28 protein-coding genes are annotated in these 26890 nt (G+C 68.6%); 5 read left to right on the top strand and 23 right to left on the bottom strand.

Annotated features, from left to right (window positions below; genetic code table 11):
• Nucleotides 1-301: 301 nt before the first annotated feature.
• The 7 genes from J4709_RS55645 to J4709_RS19735 all read right to left on the bottom strand — a co-directional run bounded on the left by J4709_RS55645 (nucleotide 302) and on the right by J4709_RS19735 (nucleotide 9646).
• Entirely contained in the window at nucleotides 302-5737 is a 5436-nt protein-coding gene (locus tag J4709_RS55645; RefSeq protein WP_307801375.1) for an aggregation-promoting factor C-terminal-like domain-containing protein, read from the bottom strand.
• Between the two features lie 126 nt (nucleotides 5738-5863).
• Nucleotides 5864-6718 (bottom strand): hypothetical protein, encoded by an 855-nt coding sequence (locus tag J4709_RS19760; protein WP_208242836.1) that lies wholly within the window; start codon nucleotides 6716-6718, stop codon nucleotides 5864-5866.
• Between the two features lie 60 nt (nucleotides 6719-6778).
• The gene (locus J4709_RS19755; RefSeq protein ID WP_208242834.1) at nucleotides 6779-7132 is read right to left on the bottom strand and encodes a hypothetical protein; all 354 of its coding nucleotides are present in this window, start codon (nucleotides 7130-7132) and stop codon (nucleotides 6779-6781) included.
• A 62-nt stretch (nucleotides 7133-7194) separates the two neighbouring features.
• Nucleotides 7195-7641 (bottom strand): hypothetical protein, encoded by a 447-nt coding sequence (locus J4709_RS19750; RefSeq protein WP_208242832.1) that lies wholly within the window; start codon nucleotides 7639-7641, stop codon nucleotides 7195-7197.
• A 148-nt stretch (nucleotides 7642-7789) separates the two neighbouring features.
• Complete coding sequence (locus tag J4709_RS19745; RefSeq protein ID WP_208242830.1) at nucleotides 7790-8368, bottom strand: phage tail tube protein; 579 nt, start codon at nucleotides 8366-8368, stop codon at nucleotides 7790-7792.
• Between the two features lie 119 nt (nucleotides 8369-8487).
• A complete protein-coding gene (locus J4709_RS19740) occupies nucleotides 8488-8895 on the bottom strand; it encodes a hypothetical protein (RefSeq protein ID WP_208242828.1) in 408 nt (135 codons plus the stop codon).
• A gap of 91 nt (nucleotides 8896-8986) precedes the next feature.
• Nucleotides 8987-9646 carry a hypothetical protein gene (locus J4709_RS19735; RefSeq protein ID WP_208242826.1) on the bottom strand — a complete coding sequence of 220 codons (660 nt, stop codon included), beginning with the start codon at nucleotides 9644-9646 and terminating at the stop codon, nucleotides 8987-8989.
• 257 nt (nucleotides 9647-9903) lie between these two features.
• Here J4709_RS19735 and J4709_RS19730 point away from each other — a divergent pair, with 257 nt between their 5' ends.
• Nucleotides 9904-10998, top strand: a complete 1095-nt coding sequence (locus J4709_RS19730) for a DUF6461 domain-containing protein (RefSeq protein ID WP_208242825.1) — start codon at nucleotides 9904-9906, stop codon at nucleotides 10996-10998.
• Between the two features lie 11 nt (nucleotides 10999-11009).
• Here J4709_RS19730 and J4709_RS19725 read toward each other — a convergent pair whose 3' ends face one another.
• Genes J4709_RS19725 through J4709_RS19715 form a run of 3 tightly spaced genes read right to left on the bottom strand, consistent with a single transcriptional unit; the run spans nucleotide 11010 to nucleotide 12067 of the window.
• Nucleotides 11010-11336, bottom strand: coding sequence for a hypothetical protein (locus J4709_RS19725; RefSeq protein ID WP_208242823.1), 327 nt, complete (start codon nucleotides 11334-11336; stop codon nucleotides 11010-11012).
• 6 nt (nucleotides 11337-11342) lie between these two features.
• A complete protein-coding gene (locus J4709_RS19720) occupies nucleotides 11343-11723 on the bottom strand; it encodes a hypothetical protein (protein ID WP_208242821.1) in 381 nt (126 codons plus the stop codon).
• 2 nt (nucleotides 11724-11725) lie between these two features.
• Nucleotides 11726-12067 carry a head-tail adaptor protein gene (locus J4709_RS19715; protein ID WP_208242819.1) on the bottom strand — a complete coding sequence of 114 codons (342 nt, stop codon included), beginning with the start codon at nucleotides 12065-12067 and terminating at the stop codon, nucleotides 11726-11728.
• 86 nt (nucleotides 12068-12153) lie between these two features.
• On the opposite strand from J4709_RS19715, the gene J4709_RS19710 reads away from it, so the two are divergent.
• On the top strand, nucleotides 12154-13380 hold the full coding sequence (locus J4709_RS19710) for a PIN-like domain-containing protein (protein WP_208242817.1): 1227 nt from the start codon (nucleotides 12154-12156) through the stop codon (nucleotides 13378-13380).
• Between the two features lie 17 nt (nucleotides 13381-13397).
• Here J4709_RS19710 and J4709_RS19705 read toward each other — a convergent pair whose 3' ends face one another.
• The 8 genes from J4709_RS19705 to J4709_RS19670 all read right to left on the bottom strand — a co-directional run bounded on the left by J4709_RS19705 (nucleotide 13398) and on the right by J4709_RS19670 (nucleotide 19476).
• The gene (locus J4709_RS19705) at nucleotides 13398-13820 is read right to left on the bottom strand and encodes a head-tail connector protein (protein WP_208242815.1); all 423 of its coding nucleotides are present in this window, start codon (nucleotides 13818-13820) and stop codon (nucleotides 13398-13400) included.
• Nucleotides 13821-13824: 4 nt separating this feature from the next.
• A complete protein-coding gene (locus J4709_RS19700; RefSeq protein WP_208242814.1) occupies nucleotides 13825-14187 on the bottom strand; it encodes a hypothetical protein in 363 nt (120 codons plus the stop codon).
• Complete coding sequence (locus J4709_RS19695; RefSeq protein WP_208242812.1) at nucleotides 14184-14522, bottom strand: hypothetical protein; 339 nt, start codon at nucleotides 14520-14522, stop codon at nucleotides 14184-14186. Before J4709_RS19695 ends, J4709_RS19700 begins: the two co-directional genes overlap by 4 nt.
• A 126-nt stretch (nucleotides 14523-14648) precedes the next feature.
• Complete coding sequence (locus J4709_RS19690) at nucleotides 14649-15233, bottom strand: hypothetical protein (RefSeq protein ID WP_208242810.1); 585 nt, start codon at nucleotides 15231-15233, stop codon at nucleotides 14649-14651.
• The gene (locus J4709_RS19685; RefSeq protein ID WP_208242808.1) at nucleotides 15230-15679 is read right to left on the bottom strand and encodes a hypothetical protein; all 450 of its coding nucleotides are present in this window, start codon (nucleotides 15677-15679) and stop codon (nucleotides 15230-15232) included. The genes J4709_RS19690 and J4709_RS19685 overlap by 4 nt, the downstream gene beginning before the upstream one ends.
• A gap of 3 nt (nucleotides 15680-15682) precedes the next feature.
• Complete coding sequence (locus tag J4709_RS19680) at nucleotides 15683-16744, bottom strand: major capsid protein (RefSeq protein ID WP_208242806.1); 1062 nt, start codon at nucleotides 16742-16744, stop codon at nucleotides 15683-15685.
• Nucleotides 16745-16807: 63 nt separating this feature from the next.
• On the bottom strand, nucleotides 16808-17737 hold the full coding sequence (locus J4709_RS19675) for a hypothetical protein (protein WP_208242805.1): 930 nt from the start codon (nucleotides 17735-17737) through the stop codon (nucleotides 16808-16810).
• A gap of 107 nt (nucleotides 17738-17844) precedes the next feature.
• Nucleotides 17845-19476, bottom strand: a complete 1632-nt coding sequence (locus J4709_RS19670) for a phage portal protein (RefSeq protein ID WP_208242804.1) — start codon at nucleotides 19474-19476, stop codon at nucleotides 17845-17847.
• A 249-nt stretch (nucleotides 19477-19725) separates the two neighbouring features.
• Here J4709_RS19670 and J4709_RS55640 point away from each other — a divergent pair, with 249 nt between their 5' ends.
• Nucleotides 19726-20682: a pentapeptide repeat-containing protein gene (locus J4709_RS55640; RefSeq protein ID WP_208242803.1), complete on the top strand. Its 957-nt coding sequence runs from the start codon at nucleotides 19726-19728 to the stop codon at nucleotides 20680-20682.
• 15 nt (nucleotides 20683-20697) lie between these two features.
• Here the strand turns inward: J4709_RS55640 and J4709_RS19660 are convergent, their stop codons facing one another.
• The gene (locus tag J4709_RS19660) at nucleotides 20698-21978 is read right to left on the bottom strand and encodes a PBSX family phage terminase large subunit (protein WP_208242802.1); all 1281 of its coding nucleotides are present in this window, start codon (nucleotides 21976-21978) and stop codon (nucleotides 20698-20700) included.
• A 313-nt stretch (nucleotides 21979-22291) separates the two neighbouring features.
• Between J4709_RS19660 and J4709_RS19655 the strand changes: the two genes are divergently transcribed.
• Nucleotides 22292-22501, top strand: a complete 210-nt coding sequence (locus J4709_RS19655) for a hypothetical protein (RefSeq protein WP_208242801.1) — start codon at nucleotides 22292-22294, stop codon at nucleotides 22499-22501.
• Nucleotides 22502-23078: 577 nt separating this feature from the next.
• Here J4709_RS19655 and J4709_RS19650 read toward each other — a convergent pair.
• The 4 genes from J4709_RS19650 to J4709_RS19635 form a co-directional block, all read right to left on the bottom strand.
• A complete protein-coding gene (locus tag J4709_RS19650; protein WP_208242800.1) occupies nucleotides 23079-23627 on the bottom strand; it encodes a hypothetical protein in 549 nt (182 codons plus the stop codon).
• A gap of 20 nt (nucleotides 23628-23647) precedes the next feature.
• A complete protein-coding gene (locus J4709_RS53420; protein ID WP_208242799.1) occupies nucleotides 23648-24028 on the bottom strand; it encodes a P27 family phage terminase small subunit in 381 nt (126 codons plus the stop codon).
• Between the two features lie 116 nt (nucleotides 24029-24144).
• Nucleotides 24145-24828, bottom strand: coding sequence for a hypothetical protein (locus tag J4709_RS19640; protein ID WP_208242798.1), 684 nt, complete (start codon nucleotides 24826-24828; stop codon nucleotides 24145-24147).
• The gene (locus J4709_RS19635) at nucleotides 24815-25516 is read right to left on the bottom strand and encodes an adenine nucleotide alpha hydrolase family protein (RefSeq protein WP_208242796.1); all 702 of its coding nucleotides are present in this window, start codon (nucleotides 25514-25516) and stop codon (nucleotides 24815-24817) included. Before J4709_RS19635 ends, J4709_RS19640 begins: the two co-directional genes overlap by 14 nt.
• 368 nt (nucleotides 25517-25884) lie before the next feature.
• Here J4709_RS19635 and J4709_RS19630 point away from each other — a divergent pair, with 368 nt between their 5' ends.
• The gene (locus J4709_RS19630; protein WP_208242794.1) at nucleotides 25885-26631 is read left to right on the top strand and encodes a DUF2786 domain-containing protein; all 747 of its coding nucleotides are present in this window, start codon (nucleotides 25885-25887) and stop codon (nucleotides 26629-26631) included.
• Nucleotides 26632-26890: the final 259 nt, after the last annotated feature.

The following is a 26890-nucleotide window of genomic DNA, read 5'->3' as shown; positions in this document are numbered from 1 at the left end:
GTAGTCTCCGGAACGGCTCGGCCCTGGAAACGTTGAAGAAGATCTCGACGCACCTCAGGGAGCACGTTGCTGATCTCCCTGAGGAAGATGTAACCCCAGAGCTGCTGTTCCAGGTTGGCATGCTCTGCGCTCAGGAAGAGATCATTAGCCAGCTCGATGGAATCTCTGCGTCCTCCGGTTACACCTCATCGGTTGCCAGTCAGATAGGTCGGCCCCGTGACCCAAATGCGGACTATCCATTCTGACGCTTTTCCCCTGTCGCTCTTCGTGTAGAGCAGCACCGGATCCTCGCCAGGCGAGGTCAGAGCAAGGCCCGGTGCAGGACGTACACGTCGTGGAGCGCGTCGGTGACGGCCTGCTTGGTCGCCTTGTCAGTGACCTCGTGGATGTGGAGGTGCTCGATGGCGATGCTGCCTCGGCCACCGCCCGCCCCCGGCGCGGCCGATACCGGTGCCGAAGGGACGGCCGTCGAGACGACCAGGGCGCTCATCCGCTCGGCAGCCGTCTTCACCTCCACCACCGAGGAGTCGATGCCGACCGCCAGGCCCGCGCCGACCTGCTCACCGAGGTCAGCCATGACCTGCGACGGCGAGTGGATCCGCAGCTCCTTCTTGATCTTCTTCTGGATCGACCTGGCGAGCGCGGCCATGGCCTTCTCGATCGCCTTCTGCTGCGCGGTCAGGCCGGCGAGAAACCCTTGCCCTGCCTGAGTGCCCGCGTCGTACATCGCGTCCGCCGCGGACTGGCCGACCGCCGTGGACGCCTTCCCGATCGCCGCCTGCGCCGAGTTGAGCTGCTTGACCTGCGCGGGTGTCGCGGAGGCCAGTGCCTGGGCGTAAGCGGCGCCCCGGTCAGGGCCCGCCGCGATGATCTGGGAAATCAGATCCTTCGACACCCCGAGCTTGGCCAGCTTGTCCAGGTTGGAGTTGTAGGCGTTCAGCTGCGATACGCGGGTCTGCAAGCCGGAGATGAGGCCTTGCGTGTTGAACACATCCCCGGTGGCGTACAGGCCCGTCGAGTCCGCCTGCAGGCCGGTCGGCAGGCCGGTGAGCCCGGCGAACTCGGCCGCGTTCTTGCCGGTGTCGGTGGCGAACTGCTTGGCGGTCTTGATCGTCGAAGCCAGCTTGTCGCGCTGCTTGGCGTAGCCCTGCAGAGCCTTGCTCGCCTTGCCGAGATACGACACCAGCCGGTCATCGACCGACGAGCGGATCCCCTTGAACGCCTTCTTGATGTCGTTCGCCAGATCCGCGAGCACCGACTTGATCTTGCTGACGCTTCCGGCCAGGTCGGAGGTGATGTGCTTCAGGTCCGACCGGACGGGCTTGAGTCGGCTGGTGGCCGTCCCGGAGGCGTACCCGTTCGCGATCTGCGCGCCGATCCGCATCGACTCCTCATGCGGATAGACCGTCTCCCCGCCGCTGAATCGGACGAGTTCGGGGCCCTCCTCTCCGACCCAGGCCAGGCCAGGCGCGGCGCCGGTTGTGCCCTTGGCATACCAGCCGGTCTTCTGCGAGTGGTTCCACGCTCCCGAAGGCGATCCGTACCGGCCCGCGATGTAGCCCAAGCCCCAGTTGATCTGTGTCGCCCAGTTGGTCTTCCAGTCCCGTCCGGCCGATGCCATCTTGCTCGGCGGCAACGCCTGCGGGATGCCATACGCGCCGCTCGTGGGGTTGGTCGCGTTCCATCTCCAGCCGGACTCCCGCGTCCACAGCCGGTCCAGCGGCGACCACTGGTTGCCGCCCCATTCGAACTCACCGAACTGCGCTCTGGCGTATGCCTTCGGGGTCCCGCCGCCGTCCCCGGTCGGCGCCCCGGAGCCGATGTGGCGGTACACGCCGCCGGACCTCCAGGACGCGAACCGCACCACGTCGCCGGTGTGGGGGGCGTGGATCAGCGCCTGTGAGCCTCCTCGGCCGGTGACCATCATGACGTGGCCCCTGTCCGGGAAGTACAGGTCACCGGCGGTTGCGGCCTCCTTGGTGGTCGGTGTTCCCGAGACGATCTGGTCGTAGGTGACGCGCGGGATCGAGACCCCGGCCGCCCGCCATGCAGCCTGGGTGAGGCCGGAGCAGTCCCAGGTGTCGGGGCCGGTCGCCCCCCACCGGTACGGCTCGCCGAGCTGCGCGACGGCGAACTGCACCGCCTTGACGCCCGAGCCGCCGCCGAGCAGGGCCTGCTGGATGAGCGTCGCCGCGATCGCGGTCTGCCCACTCGCGTAGGTGATTGCCCCGGCCAGCATCGCCTGGTTGGCCTTGCGTGCCTTGGCGAGCGCCTCGTCAGCGTCGTCGTTGTAGTGGTAGCTGCGCCGGTACGGCGAGGCGGTCAGGGGGATGCCGCCGCCCGCATAGCCCTCAGCCGTCGAACCTGGCGTCCAGGACTCGCGGCCGGCGGGCAGCGTCCACGCGGTCGGCTTGGGGATCCCGCCGCCCGCGTAGCCCTTCCCCCTGTAGACGGTGCCCTTGTTTCCCTCGTCGTTCCACGCCGCCAGGGTCGGCAGGTGCCGGGCGGTCGCGGCGGCGTTGATCACCATCTCGCCCGGCGAGATCCGGGTCAGCAGCCCATCCCCGCGTGGGTCCCCAGAACCGGTGATTAGACCACCACCGGCGTTCCCGACGAGCCCCTTGAGGATCCCGCCGAGGACCGGGTCATTGACGAGCCCTTCCAGGCCCTTCATCGACAGCTTGCCCTTGGCGTTCACCGTCACATCGGTGCCGGTCGTCCTCGGGATGCTCACCAACTGGTCGACGTACCGGGCGGCCTCCTTGCGGGACAGCCCGAAGTGGGTGGCCATCTCCACCAGGCCGTCGCGCTGCTTGCGCAGGACCGCGACGTTCTTCGCCGACACCTGGTTCGTCGCCACCAGGTCATCGGCGAACCGCTGGATTACCTGCGCGGTGTTGATGATCTGCTGCCGGTTGTCCAAGGCGGCCGCGCTGTTGCCGTAGAACGCCCTCCCATTGCGGTCCAGCGCCTCCTTCCCGGAGTTCAGGGCGTTGCGGTAGTCGATCGCTTCCTGCTCGCTGGACATGAAGGCGTGCGCGTTGTCGGCGAGCTGCTGGTTCTGCGCGCGCAGCTTGTCAGTGAGCGACTGGGTCTGGAACCCCGCCGACCCGGCCAGCGCCGTGTACTGCGGGAACAGCTCCTTGATCTTGCCGAGGCCGATGCCGCTCTGCTGGAGCTGCGCGGACATCTTCGCGAACGCCGACGCGGCCGCGTCGACTTGCCCGCCCTGCGCCATGGTCTTCAGCGCCGTGTCGAGCTGCTTGAAGTCGTCCTTGTACTTCGACAGTGCCGTGTCGTAGGTCCCGAGACTGAGCCAGTGAGTGAGCTGCGCGAACGGGTGGTCGAGGAACTTCTGCTTGAAGCTCGGGTCGGCGATCTCCTGCGCGGCCCGCTGGAACTCCTCGATGGAGTTGCGGCCGGTCAGCATCGACCCCTTGAACTGCTGCGCCCACGCACCGGTGTACTTGCCCGTCTGCGCGAGCGTCGTCAGCGATTTGACCAGGGCGTCCGTGGACTGCGTGGTGCCCATCAGCTTGTTCTGCAACGCGTTGGCTCCGTACCCGACGGCGGCGACGGTCCCGATGATGGCACCGAGCCGGGTGAGGCCGAGCAGCGCGATCCGGGTGGTGACGGCTTCGCCGCGCACGCCCATCATCGCGCCGCCCAGGATCCGCAGCGCTGCGCCGAGCCGCCCCATCCCGCCGGCCGCCGTGCCGGCCGCGGCCCCGCTGCCCAGCAGGCCCGAGGCCAGGGAGGTGATTCCGAGCATCCGTGACGCTTTCGCGGCGATCAGGAGTGCCGCGCCGAGTTGGAACAGCTCCGGCGCGTCTCGCGCGATCGACGCGACGCCCTCGGCGAGGGGCTTGATCCCGGCCAGGTACAAGGTCGTGACCGGGGCGACGTCCTTCCCGACCTCCAGCAGCGCCTTCCCGATCGCCTCGATGTCGCCCTCGACGATGCGGGCGTTGGTCTTGGCGAAGTTGATGAACTCGGTGAACCCGTTGCTGCCGTTCAGGGACTTGCCCCAGTCCTCGAACTTCTGGGCGCCGTGGTCGAGGTGGTCGAGGACGGCTTGGATCTCGGGCTCGAACGCCATCAGGACGGCGGCCATGCCGGTGATGGTGTGCCCGAAGATCATTCCGAACCGGGTGATCGCGACGGGCGCCTCGATCCCGAGGCTGCGGAAGAACTCCTTATAGAAGGGGCCGTCGAGCGCCTGCTCGGCCTTCTTCTCCAGCAGCGTGAACCCCTGGGCGGCACCGGTCACCAGCGGCTTGGCGCGGTCGAGGTTGTCGCTGACCAGCCCGATGCCGCGCGACAGGACCGGCAGGACGTCCGGCTCCAGCTCGCGGACCCAGTCCTTGTAGACCTTCGTGAAGGCTTCCCAGTCCTTCATCAGGGTCCGCTCGGCCGGCGACAGCTGCCCCATGACCTTGGCGAGCTTGGTCTGCGCCGCCGAGGTGGCGTTGGTCGCGGCGGCGGCCTGATGCTGCGCCATGCGGTCCTGGATTCGCTGCGCGGTGATCTGCCGCTGCGCCGCGGCGACCTGCTGGAGCGCTTGGGTGAGTTGCTGCTGCGCGGTCTTGACCTGCTGGCTGCCGTTGATCCCGGCGCGGTCCGCGGCGGCCTTGTCCTGCCGCAGCCGCTTGGTCGCCAGCCGCTGTTCGTCGAGCTGCTGGAGCGCCTCGTCCACTGCGAGCCGCGCCTGCTCGCGCTGAAGCTCGGTCGCCTTGGGGTCGGCGAGGGTCTTGCTGAGGTTCTGGCGTGCCTCCTGAAGCGACAGGGCCGCGCGCCGCTCGGCTAGGGCCCCGTCTTTCACCTGGTTGTTGAGGTCTTCCATGGCGCGGCGGGCGTCCATCCGCGCCTGGGTGAGCGCCTCCTCCGCCTGCTTGGCCTGCGCCTTGGCGTTGGTGAGCTGCTGCTCGGCGCCGACCATCTGCAGGGCGCGCAGCCGCGCCTGGTCGGCGGTGTTCAGGCCGGTCGAGGTGGAGGTGTTGACGGCGTCCTGTGCGGCCTTCTGCGCCTGGAGCGCCTCCCCGACCCGCTTGACGGCGGGGATCGCGATGGCAGCGAACCCGGCGGTGCCCGCGCCGGCGGCGAGCGCCGCGGAGGCGACCGCCCCGAGACCGGCCGCCAGCGCCGTGCCGACCGGGATCGCGGCGAGCGCCGCGAGCTGCATGCCGAGGCCGGAGATCGCGGCGGACGCGGCGCCGGTGTTGACGCCCGCGTTGATCTGGATGCCGCGGCCGAACAGCCGGTCCGCCTCGGCGCGCAGCGCCGCCAGCCGCGCGAGCGCCGCAGCGGTGTCAAGGTCGACGTTGACGTGGACGGTGACCGGGCCCAGGCTCGCGAGCCGCGCCCGCACCTCCTCGAAGGAGGCTTCATCGAGTTCCAGCCGCACCCGGACGGTCGCCTCCGGGATCCGGAGCGTCTGGAGCCGCGCCTCGAGTTCGGCCTTGAGGTTGCGCGCCAGCTCCCGGCCGGCGGCGCGACCGACCTTGCCGGCCTCGTCGGTGACGCGCTGCTGGGCGTCGCGGACGGCCTGGACGACGTCGCCGACGACGAATCCGGCCTTGGCGCCCTGGGAGATCGCCTTGCCGAGCTTGCGGCCGAGCTGCGCGCCGACCTCGGCGACCTTGGAGTCGAGGCGGTCCTTGATCTGGCGGCCGAACTCGGTCGGGTTGACCTGCGGGAGGATCTGCATCCGTACCCGGCCGCCGTCGTGATCGGCCATGCCGCACCATCCCCTTCCGTTTTCCGGTGGGATAGTGCCGAGCAACGCGCGTCGAAGCTTCGGTCAGCGCCTTAACGCCAATGCTCAGCTTGTGGTGTATGCGGCAGCCCGGACCCTCGCGGGGAGTCAGTCAGCAGGGCGCCCATCCTCACCATCCGGTGGGGAACTCGACTCGGGAGGAGCGGCCTGGTGGCGGTTGTCGCTTCTGCGGATCGCCTGCCACGCGGCGGCTGCGGAGACAGCCGAAGAAAGCGCCGAAACCGCCGTTGAGATCGAGTCGATTGCGTCACCGACACCGGCGACCAGTTGATGCTGCGGCACCTTGGGGATCGGAACGGTGACGTCGCGTCCAAGGATGAGGTGGACGAGGTCGGCAACATCGGCAGCAGTATCCTCATCGAACGGGACACTGATACTCAAGTTCGTGAACGCTTCGCGTTCGTCGGGGATCGCTTGGCGATCCGCGCGATCAGCCAGACCCGCCAGTTCGAGCCCGTACTCCACGCTGTCGGCATGCCAGGTGTGCACTCGGCAACTCAGCATGAGGCCATCCACACGCACCTGGGATCGATAATTTGGCCAGGTCAAGGGCATCGTTCGGCTGGGCGACAGCACGAGTGCCCATGAATCTTCATCTCCGAACCCGCCGCCCGTCGGTGCCGGACCAGCGACGTCCACGCCAAGACCGGCCAATCGGTCCGCAACGTCCGCCAGAAGTCCAGCCGAGTCGACGGACCCGCAAGGAATCCGCCTATGGATGGCCATCAAGATAGCTTCAGGGCGCGGCTTGCTGAAGATCCTGGATTCGAATGGCGTATCGCCCGCCAGGTTATGTTCAGCCAGCAACTGATCCACGGAATCGTAGAATGCGTCGAACCGAGTAAATAATTCTTGCGCGAAGGCGAGTATCCGTCGGGTGTAGATGATTCGTTCTTCGGCGTCTACATATACCGGTGAGGGCTGCGCGGATTCCATCGCCATGTCGACATCCTACGTCGAAGCGCCAGGGGTATTCGTGATCTCCGGGTTTTGGCTCCTTGTCTACCGTGGCGGCGGGCGGAGCGTGCGGAGGTAGGCCATGCGCGCCGCCTGGAGGCGGTCGGCTTCGGCCTTCTCGCGCGCCTTCTTACGGTCTGCTGCGACGTCAGCGGCGGTCCGAGGTGCACGGACGGGCTCGAACGTCGGTGTGTCGCCGGGGAGCCGGAACCCGGCCCAGGCGACCTGCAGCAGCGTCCGAAGGTGCGTGACCTGCGCGGCGAGCAGCCACTCGGTGTCTCCCCAGCGCCGGTCATCGACCACACCGGCCATCGCCGTCTTGGTCGCCGAGGTGGACGGCAGCCACTCCCACAGCCCGTACAGCTCGATCAGCGGGATCCGCCCCCGGCGCCATTCCACGAGCGGGTCCCGGCCGGGGAAGTAGTGGGCGAAGTCGGCCGCCAGGAGCGGCCCGTGGTCGTCTATCGCGTGGAGGAGTTCCGCGACTTTCCCAGGCTCCCGGCCTTCGCCGGTACGCTGCCCGGGCCCGGCTCGGTGCCCTCGTCCCGACCGTCCTCGTCGGCGTCGGCGGTGCTGGTCTCCTCGTCGTCGGTGGGCTTGACCTTCAGGACCTCACCGATGATCTCCATGACGTCGCCAGTCTGGAGCCCGAGGTCCTCGAACGCGGCGAGCCGCTCATCGGCTTCCTCCGGCCAGGTCTCGCGGATCGCCATCCGTAGCACTTCGGTGTCGCCGGGGTAGTCGCCGTCCCAGACGGCGTGCGTGAGCTGGTCGGACCAGAACGCCATGTACGGGATCTCGACGACCTGGCCGTCCTCGCCGTCGATCGGATAGGTCATGCCGCCGAACGCCTCGGCGCGCTGACGGCGCCGCTCGGCGAGGTTGTAGGACTTGCGCGCCTTGGCCATCGGGGGTGTCTCCTCGCGGGTAGAAGGGGGCGCACCGCGCTGGCGCGGCGGCGGAGGAAGGGGGACGCGGGTCGTGGGTAGGTGGTGCAGTGGCCGGGACGCCACCCGCGAAAGGACGTCCCGGCCACTGGTCTTGAAGGGCCGCCGGTCAGGTGGGAATCGGGACCTTGGAGATCATCCGGCGCACCGGAGACCCGCCCGTGACTGGCACCATCGCGGTGAACGTCAGCCCGTACTGGTGCAGGTTGTCCGCGTTGTCCTGGATGTTGTCGCGGTCACTGACCTCGGCGCGCGGCACGATGTAGCGGAACAACCTGCCCGTCTGCGAGTCGATCACGTCCATGCCCAGCGCGATCGAGACCGTTGATGCGGTCTCCGGGTCGTCGAACGCGACCCCGATGTCGTCGCCGTCGCCGACGGTGTCCATGTCCTTGATCGGCACCGAGTAGTACAGGCTCAAGGCCATCGCGGTGGTCTCGGTGAGCGTGAGCTTGAAGGTGGTGGTGCGGTCCTTCGGCTCGCGCCGGATCGGGCCGGGGATGCCCCACCCCATGTGGGTGACCTGCTCCTGCGCGAGCGCCTCGGTGAGGCCCTCGTCGGTGATGATTCCGGCGTCGCCCCAACCGGCCGGCCACGGCGACACGATGTCCAGGGGCGCGGTGGTGCCGATGTCGGCGAAGTAGGCGTAGCCCTTGGATCCGGCGCTGACGTTCTCGGTGTTGCCCATCCGCTCCTCCAGGTTGCGGGCATGCGAAAACCCGCCGGTGGTGGCGGGGGTGGTGCTCGCGGGTCGGCCAGGGTTCGCGGGTTAGGCCAGCTCGGATCAGGCCGGTCCGATCCGGCAGCTCAGATCAGGCGCAGCGGCACCGTCGCGGTGACGCCGAGCCGGGTGATGGTCTGCGACACGTCCGGGCGCGGCCGGGGGCCGGTGATGCCCTTGACGCGCCCAACGGCGGCGCCGTGCGCCCGGTAGCCGCGCATCGCGACGAGCGCGGCGACCGACCGGGCCGCGGTGGTCGCGCCGGACTCGGGAGTGGCCGCCCAGATGTCGAGGTCGATGACCGGTTCGTCGGCCAGGTAGCCGTCCGACCAGGTGTCGGCGACACGCAGACCGGCGACACGGGTCACGTCGATGATCGGAAGCCGGGCGTTGAACTCCTCGGCGGGCGGGAGCTGGTTGCACGCCCACACGCTGTCCAGGACCTCGGTGAAGTAGTCGATGACGACGAGTTCCGCGTCCGGCCAGACGACCACTTCGTGCCTCCCTCTCTGCGCAGCGAGGCCGGCGCCCCGAACGCCTCGCGGCCGCTTCGCCGTCTCGGAGAACCGCCAGAGCGGCGCGTACCTACGAGAGCAACGGGGCGCCCCACGGGGCTACCGGACGGCATCGGCAGCGCGGATGCACAGCGCCGGGGAAGCCGATGCTGGGGGGCCACGACACCAGGAAGTCCCGCCCATGGGCGTGGGAGCAGTCGCTGGTCGTGGCGCCGTCGCGGACCGCGAACCAGCCGAGCCTGTCACCGTGGATCGCGACCATCCGCTCTACCTCGCGCCGGGCGGCGACACGGTTGCGTTGGGCGGCCAGGTGCTGGCTCAGGTACCGGCGCTCCGCGCGCATCGCCTTGCGGATCGCATCGGCCTCGGACTCTCTCCTGGCGCGCGCCTTGACGGCGGCATGGAATCGGCGGGCCGCGTTCACCAGATACCGGGCGCGATACCAGTAGGCGGTGAGACGGGCGCTGCCTGCCGGTCCAGCCCGCATCGCGTCGCTGCGGCGTTGCGAGCCCGCACGCAAGCGGCTTCGGAGCGTGCGGTGGGAAGCGATCGCGGGGAGGCGGCGGCCAAGGTCGATCGCGGCGCGGACGGCGGCGCCCGCCAGGCGAAGCGGGGCGAGTGCCTTCCGCAGCGTGGCCGTGGCCGCTGCCGCGGATAGCCCGGCCGACAGGACGGCGGCGATGGTCTCGACGACTCGCTGGTCTCGGCGAGTCGGCTGTTGGTCGTTCACCGGCGCACTCCTCTACCTGGAGCCTGCGCGGCTCACCATGCGCAGGCCGCTGCTGGGGACCAGCCGACGCCGAACGGACAGATCGTGACCGCGTTCTTCACGGAAATTCCGCTCGTCTCTACTACGGACAGACGAGCCCTTTCGACTACATCGTCACGGCGAAGGGATCGGAAGGCTGCCAGCGCCGATGGCGCCGTAGTTGTCACTGGGCATTGACATGATCGCCGGACCATGTCATCGGCTTACGTGGAGGAGCCATGCTCGAAGTGACGCACGGCGACGTCGCATGGATCGAAAGCCTCGGTGAGATCTTCTGCCTGACCTTCATCAAGCAGGTCGAGGAGACCGAAGCGCTGAAGCGCCTGGGTGCTGTCCCCGACACGCTGCGTCCCCGCACCCTGCAGGAAGCACAAGACGCCTACTACTCCTACGAGGCCGGCTACCCCGTTTTCGCATTCGTGCTGAACCTCGGCACGTGGGCATTACTGATCGAGCCCGACGGCTTTAAAGCCTCGCTCATCGAGCCGCTGACGGCGCTGTCGCGAGGCACCGAGGTCGTCTCGGTACAACGGCACGAGTACGCCGATCACGGCTTCCGCTACGCCGTGGACGGCACGCTGGTCACCGGCTTTGAACCCACCTGGCCTCAGGTGCGGTGGGGCAGCGAGCCCGACCGCCTTGTCGGCAAGATGCGCGCGGCAGGTCTCGATCCGGTGCCCCCCGAGGACGAGGACGAGGACGATACCTACATCTCCCGCGCCTACATCCCAGCCTTCTTGCTGGCGGGCCTGATCACCGGCGCGGTCCCGCACCCGGACACGCTGACCGGGCAGGTCCTGTCCGCCGAGATCGAGCCCTGGTTCAACGGTGCCCCGCCATCGCTCCCCCACGGCCCTACAGATTCCGGCATGAGGGCCGCCCTCGAAGCGGCCCCGCCGCGCCTGCTCCGCACCGTCGCCGCGCGCGAGACGATGCGCCTGGCCACCGTCCTGAACCTCCACACCACCCCCGGACTCGCCGAAGCGGTCGCCGCAGCCGAGCGAGGCGAACCGGTCACCATCTCCCCGGAATCCGAACTCGGCACGCACATCCGCTCCTGGCTGATCCGCTCACGTCAGGCGGGCGGATCGCTCAACGACCCTTCTGCCCAACACAAGATGAGCGACGACCAGCGGACGGCCGCCCACATGCGCGCATGGTTCGTCAACGCGCTGAAAGGCGCGCTGTGGCCAGAGCCGCTCGCCGCCGCCCGCTGCGCGCTCTACCCACTCACCCAAGGCCCGCCTCTCCTCCGCGACGCCGCTCAGGAAGCCGCCATCCTGCACGCTCTCCGCGGGGACCAAAGCAACTGACGGAGGGGGAGCTATGACGAAGCCGGGGCGTAACGGGCGACCAGGTCGGCCTTCGACATGTCACGGGCCTCGTCCTCACCCATGCCCTGCGCGACGGCGTAACGGGACCATTCGGCCTTGGAGGCGGTGCGGTCCGGGACGGGGACCGCAGCCGGTCCGGGATCGGCCGCAGCGCCCTCAGCCGTGATGGCGGGGGCGTCGTCGTTGTCCCACGGGCGGCACAGCCCGTCGCGGATGAGCTGAGTGGCGTGGGCGTCGTCGTCGAGGGTGACCTCGTCGCCGGGGAGATAGCGGGTGCCGTCGATCGTGCACCAGAACGCGACGCGCAACTGCATCATCAGGGATCAAGCTCCTATCGCTGCTTGGAGGGCGGCGCCGGTGATGACGCGGAACGCCGGGGTGCCGGGGTGGTGGACGCGGGCGACCGGGTGGTGGGCGCCCAGCCAGTACAGGGCCGCTTTGGTGCTCGGCGTGATGATGTGCGGGCGGGTGCCCCACTCGATGTAGGGGGCGTAGCGGGCGTCGGTGTCGTTGCCGTACTGCACCCACCGGCCGGCGCCGTCCCGCTCGATGCTGATGGTCGCGACGAGCCGCCCAACGTTCATCGGGCACGCTTTCACCGCGGCGGCCTCGGCGGCAGCCGCGACGGTGTCCACGGCGGCCTGGACGCCCTCGGCGTTGACCAAGTCGGCGATCGCGGCCTCGTTGAACTCCCAGCCCGGCACCGTCAACCTCCAGCGGTGTAGGTGGCGGTCAGTTCGACATGGTGTTCGCCGCCGCCGGTCGGGGCAGGCCAGCGCTGCGGCTCCCCGTCGACCTCGTAGGTGTTGCCGTTCCACTCGATGCGGTCGGTCGCCTTCACGTCGGTTCCGGGGTGCAAGAAGACGCGGATGTGAACGGTGACGGTGTCGCGGCCGCCGGTCGCCTCGCCCGAGCCGTTCGGTTCGACGCACGCCTCTACGGTTGCCCGGGACACATCGGGGCCCCAGTCGTAGGTGACTGCGTTGCCGTATCCGGTGATCAGGAGGGCGCGGACGATGGTGACCAGGTCCGTCACGATGGGCAGCACGTCGCCTCCTTTCAGCATCGCGGCTGACCGCATGTGCCCTGAAAACGGCGCGCGGGAGCCGACTACAGCGCTCTACGCTGCTGCACGTGGCAGATCAGCACGACGGCGAGCAGCCCGCCCCAGCCCCCCGAAAGCTGCGCGACCTGTTCCCCGAATACAGGGAACCGAGCCAGGACCGGCTGCGCATGCACATCAAAGAGGGCCTGGTCGTCCTCGACACCAACGCGCTCTTTGCCGCGTACCGTCTGAATGCCACGGGGCGCCGGGAGTTCCTAAGGACGCTGGAACTGTTGGAGGGCCGCCTGTGGGTTCCCCACCGGGTGGCGCAGGAGTTCCTAGAGAACCGACTCGATGTCATCGACGAATGCGCAAAGGCCACAGCCGACCTGAACAGGTCGCTGAAGAGGTCCTTCGACCAGGTGGTCAAGGAGATCGCGGACTTCGGTGCCCGCCGCGGGCTCTCACGCGACCAGGTGGCCGACCTGCGAAAGATCGTGAAGACGGCTCAGGAAGATGTCCGCACCGGCACGGAGGCGGCCTTCACCTTCGGTCTGAAAGCGAAGGACTGCCAGGACGAAGACCCGATTCTCGTCGAGATCGAAGAGCTTCTCGCTGGCAAAATCGGTGAGCCGTTGGACGACATGGACGCAGCCCGGGACGAAGCCTCCCGCAGGTACGCCTACCTTGTTCCACCCGGCTACATGGACGCAGATAAGCCAGCGGACCGCGCCATCGGCGACTACCTGGTATGGGCCCAGGTGATCGAGAAGACCACCGCAAGCCAACGTCCGGTCCTACTAGTCAGCAACGACGAGAAGAAGGACTGGTTCACCGAGCGGCAGTGCCCGCGTCCGGAACTCGTTGCGGAGATGCGCACCAAGACGGGGCAGGCGTTCCACCTGGTCAACGTCCGAACGTTCCTCAGCCTCGCGAACGAGTACATGGACGCCAAGGTCAGCACGGCGACGATCACACAGGCCGAGGAAATGAGCAGGGAGGCCGACGAAGACACCGAGGCAGCCAGCCCGCTTGAGGGACAGCTTCTCGAAAGGCTTAGCTACAGGCCAGGCAGGGGGTTCTGGCCGCGCGTGGAACTGCGCCCACCTGATCCAGCGGTGTGGAACTCGGAGATCATCCGACGTAACCTGCAAAACCCGGACCTCGCGGAGATTGCTGCCCGCCTTCTCCGGGAGATGGACGTCGGCGAGATGCTCGAGCGCCGTAGGCGTGAGCTGGACTACTCCCAGCGTGAAGCGGAGGATCCTGATGCGCCGTCTGAGGATGGAAATCAGGACTCACCACCGGAAGAGTGACCCGGTACCCAGCGAGGTCACGGCGCCCCGCTGCCGCCGGACCTTGTGCGCGGTCGGACGGGAAGTAGTCCTTCGACATGCAGGATCCGGAGCGTGCGTGGACTGAACTCCTGCGACGCTCTCCCGCTTCCAATGGTCACCTGAGAGCTACGGGAGTAGCTGACGCCTCCGACGCTGACTGACGAGAAACCGCTCTTGGCGCCGGTTTCATCCCCACCCGTTTGGATGAAGTGGGCCTGCGCACAAGTGGCACGCTTGACCGCCTCGCGGATCCGGGGATCTGTGGGCATCTGGTTGGTGTCGACGTCGTACACCGCGCCGATCAGCAGGTCGTCGATGTCTTCGGACGCCTGCCGGAGGTGCCGCTCAGCGCCAGGCCACACCGGGATCGTGACCAGGAAGTCGGCGAGGTCTTCCGTCGTCGCGTACACGACCATCACGGCCTCACAGGATCGGCAGGGGCAGCCGATTCGGCAGGCGCCCGCCGCCGGGCTGCCGCATCGGCGCGGGCGGGACGGTGGCCTGCTGCGCGCGGGCGCCGGCGAGATTGCGGAGGGCCTTGACGATCACGGCGGTGAGCTGCTCGGCGTCGGGGTACAGGTCGGCGGTGATGATCGGGTCGTGGAACAGCCACTCGCCGAGCGCGAGGGATTGCACCGACAGGGAGATCCACAGCAGCGGCGTGGCGTGCGCGCCCGTCTGCTGGTGGACGATCTGGACCTGATGGTCGACCTCGGCGCCGACCAGCGCGCGGTTCGCCTCGATCGCCGCGGTGACGACCTGCTCGACGCGGTCGGTCAGCCTCACGGCATCTCCAGCAGCGCGACCTGGACGTCGGCGACCGTGGACAGGTCGACGAACATGGCGTCCTTGCCGCCGGGCTGCTCGTAGTCGGCGTCGAACGGGCCGTAGAACCGGGTGGTCCCGGCGGGCTGTGCGATGGGCGGGGAGGTGACCGACTGGCCCTTGACCTGCCTGCCGATGCGCGGCGTGACGTTCACCGCCGCGGCGGAGCCGTTCACCACCATCAGCACGCAGCGGCCGGTGTTGCGGAAGCTGACCCCGTCGACGGACGGGGCGACCAGCTTCGGGTCGGTGCCGGTCGCGGCGAACACTTCCGGGACGAGGGCGGTACGGGCCATGAGCGACTCCTTCAGGCGTGGCCGCAGAGGGGAGGAACGAGGTGCCGAGCCGGACCGCGGATGCGGTGAGCAGAGATCCCCGGTTGGGCGCTTCCGGGTCCGGCTCGGCACGTATCAGCCGCGCCGTCAGGAGACGACGACGAGCGGAACCTTCGCGGCGGCGGCCTGCGCGCCGGTGACCGCGGGTGCGGCGGCGGTCAGGCCCGCGCCGAAGGTGACCCCGGCGGGCTTGGAGCCGGTGTGCACGCCCGCTGTCGCAGCGAGCGGCGCGGCGCCCGCGAGGGTCTGCACGGTGGCGGCGGCGGTCATGGTCGCCGCGATGTACCAGCCCGCACGCGCGGCCTTCACCGGCTTGCTCAGCGGCAGCCGCTTGGTCGTGGCAGCCGCCCATCCCGCCGCGGCCTGGTCGGCGGTCTGCGCGAGCAGTAGGCCGTCCGGGTCGTAGAGGGCGTGCCACCAGTGGGAGAGGTTGGCGGCGGCGGTCGCGCCCGAGGTGAACGCCAGGTTCGTGACGACGTCGCCGCGCGCCAGCCAGATCCGGACGCCGATCGCAGCGCCGGACGCCGCGGCGTCCAGGTCGGCAGTGGCCGCCCAGACCGGGATGTTGGTCCGCACGAAGCTGTCGCGGTCGACGCCGGGCAGGGCGTTGTAGGGGGTGTCGAAGACCGGGGAGTCGGCGAGGACTCCGGTGTATCGGCCGTGGACCGTCACTGGTCGGTGCCCTTCTTCTCGTGCTCGGCGACGAGCTCCTGCAGCTCGACCTTGGTCTTGCCGCCCAGGTCGTCGGCGGTGACGCCGAGGAGCTGCGCGGTGTAGGCGGTCCATGCGGCGACCGGAGCGTTCTTGGCGGGCTTGGGCAGCCGCTCGGCCTCCTGCTCGGTCGCCGTGGGCGGCTCCGGTTCGCCGGGGAGGCCGGCGCCGTCGCTCTCGTCGCCGTCCTCATCGGGCGCGGTCTGGTCCGGCTCGGCCGCGTCCGCGACGCTGCCGCCGGAGTCGAGCGGTTCGGCCTCGACCGGGAGGATTCCGTAGCCGTGGCGGTGGAAGTAGGCCAGCGCCGCGCGCTGGCTGCCATCGACAACGGCGCGGCCGCCGGTGAACACCACGTCGGCGACCGTGCCGCTGTACCCCTTGAGCGGGGTGTGCACCTCGTAGCGCATCGGTCAGACCTTCACGTTCCGCAGAACGCCCGCCGCCTTGGTGTTCTTCAGCACCGGCGCCACGGGCCCGAACTCCACCTCGCCGGACTTCACGGCGCCGCTGGTGGTGTAGTCGGGCAGCCAGGTCTCCACCAGCGGCACGCCCGCCATCGAGGCGCCGTGGAAGGAGTCCATGCCGAAGCAGACGGCGTAGATGTCGGTCAGGCCCGACACCGCCGCGCCGCCACCGGCGCCGTCGGGGTCGCGGGACTCGATCGGGATGATCGGGGACGCGCCGTCGAACCGGTCGCCGACGTCGACCAGAGTCCACTGCCCGTACATCTCGATGTCGCGGCCGAGGTCGTCCTTGGTGGCGGTGTACTGGCCGGCGCGGCGCGCCATGGACCGCAGCCGCGTGATCGAGCGGGTGTTGCCCAGGATCGCGCGGACACCGGGCGGGAGCGCGCCGGGCGCGCCGATGTCGACGCTGCCGACCGTGGAGGGCACCAGGCGGGACAGGAAGTCGTCCAGCTCGTCCAGCCGGGTGAGGGCCTTGTCGGCGGTGTCGACCGCCGCGGTGGTCCAGTCGGTGTACATAGCGTCGCCGCCGGGGAAGTACTCGGTGGCGGTGCCCGTCAGCGCGCGGTCCAGGCCCTCGAAGCCGTCCTCGTCTTCCTCGGTGGCCGGGTCACCGAGGATGAGGGCCTGCTGGAACCGGCCCCGCGTGCTGGCGAGCATCTGCTGCATCTGGAAGTTGACCTCGGTCGTGGCCGGGTTGCCGAGCCGGGCGATGACCCGGTCGATCGTCACGGCGCCGCCGAGGGGCTTGAGGTCCACCGAGAACCGGGCGCGCCTGGCCTGCCCCGGCGTGTACTCGGTGTTCAGCCGCCGGAACTGCGCGGGCGCGGCCTCGATCAGCCGGGTGTAGGCGTAGGTGAGGCTGGAGCCGCCGCCGGTGCCGGGCGTGACCGTGTCGTCCCACACCATCTGATCGAGCAGCCAGCTGTAGCGCCGGAAGTTGTCGATCACGGCGTAGTCGACGTCGTCGGCCGCGTTGATCTGCGCCTGGGCGAGAGTTACGGGCATTCAGGTTCTCCTTCGGTCCACGCCAGGCACCGCCAGGGGGTTACGCGGCGAGGTAGGGGCGGGCTACTTGGCGTAGGCGTTGGTGATGGCCTCGGACATCGAGGCGGGGCGCTTGCGGTTCGGCTTGGGGCCGGTGTTCATCTCGCCGCCGGAGCGCTCGGCGGCGCGGGGCTTGGGCTTGCGGAGCCGCTCGTTGCCGTCCACAGCGTTCTTGATCGCCTCGGCGATCTGGTCCTCGAAGGCGGAGTCGGACGGGTCCAACCCGGCGACCTTCTTCAGGAACCGGGCGCTGTCCAGCAGCGCCTTGGCGTTGGCGTCGTGGTCGTCGGCGGCCAGGTACACCGCGAGCTGGATCGCGGCCTCGCGCCAGTTGGCCTCGGCGGTGTCGGCGCGCTGCCGCTCGGTGTCGGTGTCGGCCTGCGCCGCCTTGAGCTGCTTGTCGAAGTCCTTGGCGAGCTGCTCGGGGGTGGGCGGCTCGTCGTCCTTCTTCAGACCGAGGGCCTTGGCGAGCGCGTCGGCCTGCTTGGTCTGCGCGGCCTGCATGTCGTCGATCTGCTTCTGCAGCGCGGCGGTGTTCTTCTCCGCGGCCTGCCGCTTGGACCGCTCGCCCTTGAAGTCCTCGCGTAGTGCGGCGATCGTGCGGGCGGTCTTGTCGTCGGAGCCGCGGCGGCCGTAGCGGTCGCGGCGGCGCCGCGCCTTCTCCTTGCCGTCTCCGTCTCCGTCGTCGTCGGCGTCGTCCTCTTCGGTGTCGTCGTCCCCGCCGTCGTCCCGGCCGTCTCCGCCGTCGTCGTCATGGTCGTCGTCGCGGCCGTCGCCTTGGTCGTCGTGGCCGCTGTCGCCGGTCTTCTCGGAGTCGTCGGGGGCACCGCCCTGGACCGGCCACACGATGCGGCCCGAGGGCAGCACGGCGAGGGCGCGCAGGCCCGTGTGGTCGTGGACGGGGAGGGTGGACACGTCGGGCAGGTTCAGCGCCGACTGGTCCTTGTCGTTCATGCGAAATGCCTCCAGGGCATGCGAGACGCCGGCCCGCGCCAGTCGGGCCGGTCTCTGGGTGATGAGGTGGCGGGCCCGCACCAGGCGGACCACGAGCAAGGGGAACGTCAGGTGTGCGCCGGGGCGCGGTCGCCTTCACGCAGGGGCCGCTCGGCGTCCTGCTCCGCCAGGCCCTGCGCGGCGGGCCGGGCGTCGTGCTCCTGAGGGGAGGGGCCGGGCGCGGGGACCTGGTCGAGCGGGGACGGACTCTCGGCCTGGATGCGTTTGACCTCTTCGGCGACGCGGGGCTCATCCCAGTCCGGATGCACCATCTCTACGCGGGTCTGGAGGCTCACCGCGCGCGCCGACACCAGCAGCGACACGGTCTGCGCGGTGTCGGCCGGGTCGGGCGTGATGCCAGGTGGCCACTCGATGTCGGGGACCTGGGGGCGGATGCCGCGCCTGTTCCAGACCGCCTCATCGAGGGCGAGCATCGCGTGGTACAGGTCCCCCAGCGTCGGCCGCACGTAGGTGATCTTGTGGGCCTTGGTCTGGAACGACTGCTCTTTGCGGGCCGTGACCTCGGTGGCCGTCAGCGCGACGTCGCCGACCAGCCCGAAAGACTGGGCGCTGTAGCCGGCGGACCGGACGATCGCCTCGGTCAGCGCTCGCGCGGAGTCTTCGTGCTCCTGGACGCGGATCGAGAACTGCACCTCGTTGATCATCGACTGCCCGGACATGGGGTTGATGTCGACGGGCGTGAACGCCTCACGGTCCAGGTCGAGGTACGCGCCTTGCCCGCGGCCTTCGGATTCGAGCATCGCCCGGTCGGCGAAGATGCGGGCCTTCCCGAGCCGGATGTCGCGCATCCAGCTACTCCAGACCTCGTCGAGGGAGTCCATGAGGGCCTCAACGCCCTGGTAGTCGGAACGGCCGAGGTTGACGCCGGGCGGGTAAGTTCGCCAGATCCGGTTCGGGCGGATGTTCGGGACGTAACCGGCCGTCAGCAGGTCGATCCCGGTGGGGATTGCGTCGCCGTCCTGAACGAGCGAGGCGAACGGCTCGGTGTCCTCGAAGTCGCCGAGCGGGGCGAGGCGTCCCAGCGTCGTCGGGGTGCCGACGTACACCTGGTGGCGGATCACGCCGGGCTGGTGGGTCTCCAGGTGCCGGACGACGCGCTGTTGGCCGTCGTCCTCGATCACCGTCCAGAACGTGACCTCGCGGAGCCGCCCGTACCGGAACCGCGGGATCGCGCAGTCCGGCTGCACGACGCTGAGCCACGGCCGGTCGGAGATCGCCTTGTCCCACGAGGTGCGCAGGTACACGCCGCCGAGCGCGGACGCGGTCTCGGCCGCCTCCCGCAGGGTGGCTTGCATCCCGTCGTCCTGGAACTGCTGAAGCCGCTCGGTGGTCGCCTTGTCCGGCGTCTTGAGCGTCAGCGGATCGGCGAACAGCAGGTTCGCCGAGACCACCGAGATGTCGGAAGCGATCGGCAGATGCAGCTTCGCCCGAAGCTCCCCCTCGGAGACGGGTCGACCCCAGAACATTCGGGCGAGCGCACCGACGATCCCGCCCTTGTACTGGCTCGGCCGATTGAGCGGGCGCCGGCGCAGCCAGTTCGGCGGCCGGACCGACGCAATGCCGGTGCCGGCGTAAACCGCTTCGAGGTCGTCAGGTTCACCGCTCCACCAGGCAGCCCAGATCGCCATGCGGTCGTGGATGTCGGCGAGCTCGGGGGGCGGCCAAACATCGATCGTCATGCGAGTGCCCCCTCACTGAGGTCGTAGCGTTCTGCCAGCGAAGACTCCGACTTGTAATCGTCAAAGTTCTGTGCGCGAGCTAGCTGGCTCTCGCATCATTAGGACATGACAGCGTCAGGCGGCTCGAATTCGAGCGGGAGCAGTGGATCGGACAACGGCGGGGGCTCCTCCAGAACGCCGGAGGACCGCAGCGGCTCCGAACAAGAGCCGACTCGGCACCGTCTTCTTCGCTTCCGACGAGGAGCCAAGGTGTCGAGGCCAACCGCCGCTGAGATATCTGAGCTATCCACCAAAGATCGGCTGGACCTGCTCGAACAACGCCGCCAGGCCAAGCATCAAGCCATGAACACGTTCGTGATCACGCTCGGCGTCTTGTTCACCATCGCGGGCTTGACGACGACGTACCTCACGCTGCGAGCTACCCAGGAAGGTCAGATCACTGATCGATACACCAAAGCCGTGGAGCAACTGGGATCCAAAGATCGTGATGTCCGAATCGGCGGCCTATATGCACTGGAACGTATTGCAGCCGATTCATCCCGCGACTACTCCACGATCATGGACGTCTTAGCAGCCTATGTTCGCGAGCATGATCCTATGACGCGAACCAAGTCCCCCACCGAGCCGGACACGGACGTGCAGACGGCCCTCAGTATTCTGATTCGCCATCCTCGCAGCCGACAGGCCACCCCGCTGGATCTTCACGGCATTCGCGTTCGTGGGGCGAAGCTAGGTGCGGGAGACCTGGCTAGTGCCAATCTGAAAGAGTCTGACCTCGCCAATGTGGATTTGAGCCACGCGCGCCTAAATGGTGCAGACCTGAGCGATGCACACTTCGCTGGCGGCACAAGCTTAGGTGGCGCAGACCTCAGCGATGCGACACTCGAAAACACAGACCTTACGCAAGCAGATCTGGAGTTCGCAAAGCTTCGAGGTGCAAATCTCGCCGGAGCGACACTGAACGGCGCACCGCATACTGATTTTACAGGGGCGTATCTGCGGGATGCGCATCTAGGTGGCGCGGATCTAGGTCACGCGAACTTGAGCGATGCGGCCCTGATGGACGCCGACTTGAATAGGGCGGACCTTACAGGAGTCAACCTGAATGGTGCGGATCTAAGCGGTGCAGACCTCCGAAACGTGAAGGGGATGGACACCGCCACTATCCGCCGGATCGCGCATGTGGACAGCAAGACGACGTTATAGCCCACCCCGAGCAGGTCAAGCCACCACTAGGTGCCGCCGCCAGAGGTGCTCGGTCGTCTTGATGCCATAGCGTCCGCCGTCCAAGGAGTGGTCGTCGGTCTTGACCGGCTCGTCGATGCCCTTCTCCGCCTGGTCGGGATCCCAGGTGTAGCCGGGGATTTCCTCGATCCAGCCCGAGCAGGATTCGTGGACGCGGAGCCGGTCGGTGGCCAGCAGCGAGGAGATCAGCCGGATGCCGTCGAGCACCGCGTTGTCGGCGAGCGTGGGGCGGACGCGGTCGCGGTAGAGCTGCTGGATGAAGCTCGCGGCCGAGGGGTCGACGACCCAGAACCGAGGCTGGATACCACGGGCCGTGATGCCGGGGACGGGCAGGTTCGCGGTCCAGTCGCGGAGCCGCTTGGAGTACTCGACGTCGGTGAGCTGGCGGCGCGTGACGCGGGCCTCGTACCGCCACTCGTGGGTGAGGTACAGCCGGCCGTCCGCGCCGACGCCGACCATCTCGGCCGCGAAAGGATTGCTCGTGCCGTAGTCGATGCCGAGCGCGGCCCACATGACGATCTCGGGGAGCAACGCGACAGTGTGGCGGTCCTCGTCCCACATGTCGTAGACGCTGCCCTCGGCGAGGCACCACTCTCCCTGAATGAAGCGGCGATACCAGAGCCCGACGTACTCGTTGCGCAGGTCCCGTTTGAAGGACTCCTCAAGGAACGGGTTGTCGTCCAGCACGAAGTGCCAGGACCGTAAGTTCAGCCGGTCCTCGCGTAGCAGGAACTTCTTGCGCAGCCAGTGCGAGGGCCCATCCGGGTTCGTCGTCGCGATCAAGCGGGCACCCGGCACGCGGATACGCGACAGGCACATCGTCCAGAAGCCCTCGGGAATCAAGGTGGCTTCGTCGATGTAGATCAGGGACGCGGTAGCGCCGCGGATGCGACCCTCGGCGCGGACATCGCTCGCGCCGACCAGGTGCACGGTCCGCCCGAAGATCGTGGCGACGTTCGAGCCGCGGGTGTGCTCGACGTACTTCGCGAGCGGCCCGAACGGCCCGAGAGGCTGCATCAGCACCTCGACGATGTTCCGCTCCACCGTCTGCAGGGTGCGGCCGACGAGGAAGATCAGGCCGTTCTCCGGAGCCTGGGACACGGCGATGAGGAAAGCAACGAGACTCGCGATCGTCTTGCCGGAACTGACCGCACCCTCCCACAACGAGATCTTCACTCGCTCGGACTCAACGATCGAGCGGATCTGCTTGCGGGACATGACGCGCGTGACGCGCTCGAGGTCGACAGCCGCGTGCATTGCCACCTCCGTCCCGCTGGACAGTCATGGCGGCGACATGTCGGCTGCCCGTCGCGTCTTGTGCGCCGTGTCGCAGTGGGCGTTTGCGAGACTGGCCGAGTGCGCCGGGATCCCGGTACCGCGAGTTGCCTGCGTAGGGCCGCCCGGACACAGGCGCAAGCGACGCCATCCCACAACCAAGCACCGCGCCGCGGAGGCTTGGCAACGTCGTAACGCCTCGTGCGAGGCGTCAAACAGAAGGGGCCTGGTTCGTGGCTAACCACATTCGTTCATGAGGCGCGGCCTGGCCGTGACGACCTGCGCCAGTTGGGCCATGGTCGTCTCGACCAGACCATCCCTCGCCTGGGTGATCGCCGCGGCTGCGGCGACCGTGATCCTGGCGGTGGTGGGAGGTGTGCTGTTCCCGGCCGTCTTGATGCGCGACCCAAGCCGGCGGCGGGATGCCCGCAAGGTTCTGCGGCTCTTGCTCAACTGCATCGTTGAGCTGCTCGGGTCCCAGCGTGGACCGGAGGGGCGGCGCTGATGCCTTTACCCCAGGCCCGCTCGCCCCCTCATGACTGCTTCCGCGTCTCCGCAGGCTGGCTCGCATCGCCTGCGGAGACGCGGCACCTACCTTGCGGTTTGGCCGCAAGAGTGCCCGGACCAATGTTCGCCAGCGATCCCGGTTCTTCCGAACAACCTACGCCGGGCCCTCACATCTGCGATGCTGCATCGCAGGCCACGCCAACGTCCTAATTGCATCGCGTCGGTTTCCGATCGCTGAAAAGGAACGTTGACGTTGGCTCTCAAGTTGGCGGCTGCCGGTGGCGCGCTCACTCTCACGGTCACCCTGGCTGCGGTATGTCCCCGATGGGTGCTCTCCCTTATCACTCTCGCCGAGATCGCAGTCCTCGTAGGAGTGGTGGTGCCAGCCGTATGGCTGCCCGACCAGAGTCGGCGGCATGACGCACGTGCTGTGTTGGCGCTCATTCTCCAGTGGATCATTGAACTGCTGAGGCGTGACCGGCGGTGAAGGAGCTATCGTCCGGCCGCGCTTAACCGGCGATTGGCTCGGCTCTTGCCTTCCCGCGGATCGCTTCTGTGTCACCTGCGGGAACGCGCTACTCGGTCGGCGTTGAGTGCCGGTCGGTGTCCTGGGCTGCTTGAGATTCCTGGGCTTCGATCGCGTCGTAGGCCAGGCCGAGCGCGGCGCGTAGGTCGCCGATCATCGTCTTGCCCTGTTCGGCGCCGTCACCGGTGTTGATCGACTCCAGCTTGAGCGCCTTGTCCAGGCAGATCGCCAGGGCGGTGTAGCCGGCCTGCTGGTCGCGTAGCGGCGGGAGCTTCGTCGTCACCAGCTCGACCCCGGTCGGGCCGGTGACGATCTGGGTGTACTCCGCCCAGGAGCGTTCGCGGAATCTCTGGGCGTCGTTGTACAGGTCGGCGATCAGTCGGGCGCGCAGGGCCTTGGCGTCGACCGCAGCAGCCTTGACGGCCTGGGCTGTGGGCTTGCGGTCGAACGCCTCGGCGTTGCCGCTCTCGCGCGCGAGTTTGGTGACCATCGACGGTGCGACGCCATGGTCACGGGCGATCGCGTTGCGGGACTTGGTCCCGGCGCGGATGTCGGCGATGATCGCCGCGCGGGTGTCGTCATCGAGCCGGGGCGGCATGGCACCACCCCCGCCTCCGGTCAGGTCTCACGCAGGTGCCGCAGGCTGCGAGGGCCTGTCGGGGGCGGCGGCTGGGAGGCGGGGGTCAGTCCGAACTCGCGTGCCCATCGGGCGAAGGTTCCGTCCGCCTGGGCGCGGATCGCCAGCGCCGGGTTGGGCACCAGGGCTTGGCCTTCGGCGATCAGCATCCCGGCCTCTTGGACGAGCTGGTCGGATTCGGCGTAGGCCGCCACCGCTGTGCACAGCAGGCCGAAGGAGGTGGCGGTGGCGGGTGTGAGGGTGCCCGCTGCGGTCACGGGCGCGAGCTGTGCCCAGACCGTGCGGGCCTCGGTGGCGAGCCAGCCGGGGGGCTCGACGGCAGCGGGCCCACTGCCGTCGAGCGGCTGAGGGACGGCCGTCACGAACCGGAGGTGCGGCCCCCGCTGCGGGACGCCGCCTGACGGGCCTCACCGCCGGACCGGCCCCGGCCGAAGCGGCGCAGCCGGCCCGCGGCGCTGCGAAGACGCTCACGCATGATCTACTCCTTCATCTCGATGCGGATGGTGCTCGCGGCCTGGTGGCCGTCGAGGTACTTGTCGCCCAGGACGTCCCAGCCGGTGTCGGCGAGGAACTCCTCCTTGGCGTCGCGGCTTGGCCAATACACCGCGATCCAGTGCGGTGAATCGAGCAGGTATGCCGGGCGCGGGTCGGGCGGGGCGGTGAGCGCGGTCAGCAGAGCATCGAACTCGGCTTTCGCGTCGTGGGCCAAGTCCCCGCTGTAAGCCACGCCCGCAAGGGGATCAGGGCGCGGGCTCCTGCTCATCCGGGTAGACGCGTCGTCGTCGAGCTTGCGGGCGGCCAGCAGAGCCTTGGCTCGGTCACGGGTGGAGCGGGGCGGCAGGTCGCCGAGCGCGGCGCGCAGCGCGTCGCCGGAGACGAAGCCGTTGTCGTCGGCCTCGACGCCGACGGCGTCGCAGAACGCGCGCGGGTGGTGAGGCTCGCGGAAGCACAGCGCCACCCAGTACTCGGAGTCGGTGGCCAGCTCGAACCGTTCGGCTTCGCGTTTGGCGCGGGCTCGGAAGCCCTCGCGCCGTTCGCGTTCCTTGGCGTCGAGGTCTTCGGGCTTGGGTTCGGGCTTGGGTTCGGGCTTGGGTTCGGGCTTCGCGCTGCCCTTGCCGGTGCGGGCAGCGAGGAGCGCTTTGGCGGCGTCAGACAGGGGCACGGATGGAGTCCAAGGGTGCGAGAGGGAACCACTGGAGGACGCGCTCGTAGTCTTCGGGCGCGTAGGTGCGGAGCTTGGCGATGAACCGCAGGTCCAGCCCGTCGAATGACCGGCCGAACCACAGGTAGTCGGGCGGAAGGCGGACTCCGTGCCGGTCGATGGCCGCGCGGACGTCGGTGACCCGCCAGTCCCACACGACCTTCTGCGTGCGCATCTTCTCGTTGATCGGCCCGTAGGACTTGATCGCCATCCGCCTGTTCGGCGAGTCGGTCGCGCGGACGCCGTCGCACACCCAGGTGTCCTCGGGGAGGTCGTAGTACTGGCGGGCGTAGTCGTTGATGTCCTGGTAGGACGGGTTGGGGAGCTGCGCAGCCTCGATCACTGCGCACCGCTCGGGCGGCTGGTAGATCAGCTCGTTGAGCCACCGGTAGAGCGTCGGGTGCGGCAGGTCCAAGATCGGCCGATCCAACCCGAAGTGCTCGGCGAAGTACTCCAGCGACTCGCGGACGAACGCCAGGCCGGGCACGAGGTACAGGTGATACGGGATGACCTCCACGCCAGCGTCGCGTAGCGCCAGCCAGGCGGCGATCGAGTCCTTGCCGCGGCTGAAGGACAGCAGGACGCGCTTGCCGCGGAGTTGTTCGCGTAGTTCCTGAGACGGCGTCACGCCGGGGATCACGACGGGCACGTGAGATCGCTCTCTACTCGGTTGGGGGGCTCATCCGGCGATGGCGCGTTCGGTGTGCCGTCGTGCCGGCCAGCTCCCGGATCCGGGCCCTGTCCGGTGCGGCCCTGTCCGGTCCGGACCTTCCCTGTGCGGCCCTGCCCGGTGTGCGGCCCTGCCCGGTGTGCGGCCCTGCCCGGTGTGCGGCCCTGCCCGGTGTGCGGCCCTGCCCGGTGTGTTCCGGGCCCTTACCGGCCCCTTGTGAGGCTGCCGGATCCGGTCTCTGAACTGGCCATTTAGGGAACTTTGAGCAATGTGTTGACATTGTCATGAGTTCACTCTACAGTGATTCATGTCAGCACAACACGGCACACAAACAGAAGGCTAGGGACATGGCGGAACGGGAACGGGACTACAAGAAGGTCATCCGGAACCTGCTCGCGAAGGCGGAGCACCCCAACACCCCGCGAGCGGAGGCGGAGGCCGCCGCCGCGAAGGCGGCTGAGCTGATGATCCGCCTGGGCATCGACCAGTCGACCGCCCGCGAGGAGGCGGGCAAGCGTCCCGAGGACGTCGAGATGCTCCGCCTGAAGCTCCAGGATGACCACGGGACCGTTCTGCTCCAGGCGTTCAACCCGATCGCGAAGGCGATGGGGGCGGAGACGATCGCGATCGACGGGGACCTGGTCATGGTCGGGACCGTGAGCCTCCTCAACAACCTGGACATGATCCTCAAGGTCGTCGAGATCCAGATGTACGGTGCGGCGAACGCGGCGGGCGAGGAGTACTTCGCCAAGCTCCAGAAGCAGCACCCGACCTGGAGCGAGGACCGGATCGGCGACACCACCGACAGTTGGGTCTGGGACTTCTTCCGGGGCTACGGCGAGGGCGTGGCCGAGAAGATCCGGAGCAAGCGGCAGATGATCATCGACGAGTCCCCGGGCAATGCCCTGGTGCTCCGCAAGGACGATATCCGGATCAAGGACGCCTATAACAAGGAGTTCCCCCACCGGGGCTCCCTGCGGTCGCGGGCGATCCATGACAACTCGGCCTACAGCCGGGGGCAGGCTGCCGGGCGGAAGGCGGATCTCGGCGACGGTCACGTGGCCGGTCGGGCGGCTGGAATGCTGAACGGCTAAGCAGGCTCGGAGAGTCCCGGTAGGTGATCCTTACCGGGACTTTCCCGTGTCCGCACCATTCGGGCCAGCAGGCACGGGCGGACAGGCACGGGCGGACAGGCACGGGCGGACAGGGACCGGCAGGCAAGCACCGGCGGACAGGCACGGGCGGACAGGGACCGGCAGGCAAGCACCGGCGGACAGGCACGGGCGGACAGGGACCGGCAGGCAAGCACCGGCGGACAGGCACGGGCGGACAGGGACCGGCAGGCAAGCACCG

Source organism: Actinomadura violacea, assembly GCF_017573465.1.
GTDB lineage: Bacteria > Actinomycetota > Actinomycetes > Streptosporangiales > Streptosporangiaceae > Spirillospora > Spirillospora violacea.
This window is presented reverse-complemented; position numbering and strand designations above follow the sequence as displayed.

Excerpts from the sequence above, each read along its gene's own strand:
- J4709_RS19760 (WP_208242836.1), bottom strand. The coding sequence starts at position 6,718 with ATGGCGATGGAATCCGCGCAGCCCTCACCGGTATATGTAGACGCCGAA.
- J4709_RS19655 (WP_208242801.1), top strand. The coding sequence starts at position 22,292 with ATGGTCGTCTCGACCAGACCATCCCTCGCCTGGGTGATCGCCGCGGCT.
- J4709_RS19675 (WP_208242805.1), bottom strand. The coding sequence starts at position 17,737 with ATGAACGACAAGGACCAGTCGGCGCTGAACCTGCCCGACGTGTCCACC.
- J4709_RS19725 (WP_208242823.1), bottom strand. The coding sequence starts at position 11,336 with ATGATGCAGTTGCGCGTCGCGTTCTGGTGCACGATCGACGGCACCCGC.
- J4709_RS19685 (WP_208242808.1), bottom strand. The coding sequence starts at position 15,679 with ATGCGCTACGAGGTGCACACCCCGCTCAAGGGGTACAGCGGCACGGTC.
- J4709_RS19695 (WP_208242812.1), bottom strand. The coding sequence starts at position 14,522 with ATGGCCCGTACCGCCCTCGTCCCGGAAGTGTTCGCCGCGACCGGCACC.
- J4709_RS19650 (WP_208242800.1), bottom strand. The coding sequence starts at position 23,627 with ATGCCGCCCCGGCTCGATGACGACACCCGCGCGGCGATCATCGCCGAC.
- J4709_RS19750 (WP_208242832.1), bottom strand. The coding sequence starts at position 7,641 with ATGGCCAAGGCGCGCAAGTCCTACAACCTCGCCGAGCGGCGCCGTCAG.
- J4709_RS19660 (WP_208242802.1), bottom strand. The coding sequence starts at position 21,978 with ATGCACGCGGCTGTCGACCTCGAGCGCGTCACGCGCGTCATGTCCCGC.
- J4709_RS19730 (WP_208242825.1), top strand. The coding sequence starts at position 9,904 with ATGCTCGAAGTGACGCACGGCGACGTCGCATGGATCGAAAGCCTCGGT.
- J4709_RS19680 (WP_208242806.1), bottom strand. The coding sequence starts at position 16,744 with ATGCCCGTAACTCTCGCCCAGGCGCAGATCAACGCGGCCGACGACGTC.
- J4709_RS19745 (WP_208242830.1), bottom strand. The coding sequence starts at position 8,368 with ATGGGCAACACCGAGAACGTCAGCGCCGGATCCAAGGGCTACGCCTAC.
- J4709_RS55645 (WP_307801375.1), bottom strand. The coding sequence starts at position 5,737 with ATGGCCGATCACGACGGCGGCCGGGTACGGATGCAGATCCTCCCGCAG.
- J4709_RS19630 (WP_208242794.1), top strand. The coding sequence starts at position 25,885 with ATGGCGGAACGGGAACGGGACTACAAGAAGGTCATCCGGAACCTGCTC.
- J4709_RS19670 (WP_208242804.1), bottom strand. The coding sequence starts at position 19,476 with ATGACGATCGATGTTTGGCCGCCCCCCGAGCTCGCCGACATCCACGAC.